The following is a 1830-nucleotide window of genomic DNA, read 5'->3' on the forward strand; positions in this document are numbered from 1 at the left end:
GATCGCATTCGCTCGGACAAGACGCAGCGGCGTCTTCGGGAAATGACCGAGATCGTCAACAAGGTCGAGCCTCGGTTTGGCTCCGCCCTGATGGCCTATGCCTGGTATCGCTCAGAACCCTTGCCCGGCTTCTCAGGCTTCACAGCAATGCAGCTCGTCCGCGACGGCCGTGCTGACGAGGTTCTCGACTATATCGATGGCGTCGATGCCGGCGTTCACGCCTGACCTTGCCGATGGAGTTTCGAGGAAAACTCTACCGGGCGCTCAATCCGATCTATGCGTGCGAGCCGATGTCGGGACGTGGCGCTGAACTGTATGGAGGTCGGTTCAACCGAAAGGGGATGCCGGCACTCTACACGTCGCTGTCGATCGTCACGGCGTTGCGCGAAGCCAATCAGGCCGGCGCCCTGCAGCCGACGACACTCGTCTCCTATGACGCGGCCTTCGAACGCATCTTCGATACGCGGGACGATATCGCGCTGCGCACTGAAGGCATGAACGATGCGGATCTGGCGGATCCCACATGGCGCGATCAGATGAAAACGGCCGGAGAGGCGAAGACGCAAGTCTTCGCCGGTCGGCTTGCCGCCGCCGGCTATCATGGATTGATCGTGAGGAGCTTTGCACCCGGCGCGGCCGGAAACGATGCCAATCTAGTCCTTTGGACGTGGAGCGAGGCAGCGCCTTGCCGGCTGACGCTCATCGACGACGAAGGTCGCCTCTCGCGATAGGATCGGTGTCGACCGACCACTACACATCGACATGAAGCTGGCCAACTGGAGACCGCCGCTCGTTTGGCTTTTCACCCATATCGTCATCCAAGACATCTTGTTTCTTACGCTCTTGAACGGAATTGAACCACGGACCTGGCACTTGTTGCCGTGACGTTCGTGCCCATCGTGGGCAAGGTGCTCATTGCGGATGTATTCCGAGTCGTCGAGCGCCGCGCCCAGGACCTGTGCTCCTCCCCGTGTATTGCTCTGCTTCCGTCCTAGCGACCTGCAGCGACAATCCTCGTGCGATCTGGCCACGTCATGGCAATGACGCCTGCGAGAACACAGACCAGGCCAAGCCAGGCCATGGGCATCAGTCTCTCTCCCAGGAACAGAACGCCGATGGCGACACCGATCGGCACGCGCAAATAGGCCTGCGCCGTCGTACCGACCGAGCCGAGCGTCTGGAGGAGGCGGAAATAGATGACGAAGGCGAGCGCTGTCGAAAAGACCGACAGGCCAAGCAGCGCAACGAGCGAGCTGTCGGCGGGCGTCAATGTCCATGGACGATCGACGATCAGGCTGACAGGTATGAGCAGGATCGCACCGCACACCATCGACCCCGCGGCCGGAAGCATTGGGTCCATACCCCCGAAATTCCTTCCGAAAATCGCTGCCCCCGCATAGGAGATGGTTGCCACGACAATGGCGATTTGCGCCAAGGCCTGATGCCCGAGCCCCGCCAACGCTTCGAAGCCGACGATGAGGCACACACCGAGCAGCCCGGCGCAAACCCCGAACAGCTTGCGGCCGGTCACCGCCTCATGACGGGTGATGAGCACCGTCAGCAGGAAGGTGAAGATCGGCGAAGTCGAATTGAGGATTGTCGCAAGCCCGGCATCGGTCGTCTGCTCCGCCCAGGCGATCAACGTGAACGGAAAGACGCTGTTCAGGCAGGCCTGGAAGAGAAACCGGCCCCAGCTCGCACGATCCCGCGGCAGCGATAGGCCGCGTGCCTTCACCAGAACGAGGAGCAAGCTTCCGGCAATCAGCGTCCGCGCCGCAATCAGCGTCACCGGCGGGATCGTCTCGACGCCGATCTTGATGAAGGTATAGG

3 protein-coding genes are annotated in these 1830 nt (G+C 61.5%); 2 read left to right on the plus strand and 1 reads right to left on the minus strand.

The features are described from left to right. The coding region (locus tag ACOZKU_RS24330) for an antitoxin Xre/MbcA/ParS toxin-binding domain-containing protein (RefSeq protein WP_421581041.1) at nt 1-225 on the plus strand (225 nt) is incomplete at its 5' end. Between the two features lie 8 nt (nt 226-233). Further along, entirely contained in the window at nt 234-731 is a 498-nt protein-coding gene (locus ACOZKU_RS24335) for an RES family NAD+ phosphorylase (RefSeq protein ID WP_421581042.1), read from the plus strand. A gap of 260 nt (nt 732-991) precedes the next feature. Here the strand turns inward: ACOZKU_RS24335 and ACOZKU_RS24340 are convergent. Continuing rightward, nucleotides 992-1830, minus strand: an 839-nt coding sequence (locus ACOZKU_RS24340; protein ID WP_421581043.1) for a DMT family transporter, incomplete at its 5' end; no start/stop codon positions are given.

Source organism: Shinella sp. M31, assembly GCF_049199205.1.
In the GTDB taxonomy this organism is placed as follows: domain Bacteria; phylum Pseudomonadota; class Alphaproteobacteria; order Rhizobiales; family Rhizobiaceae; genus Shinella.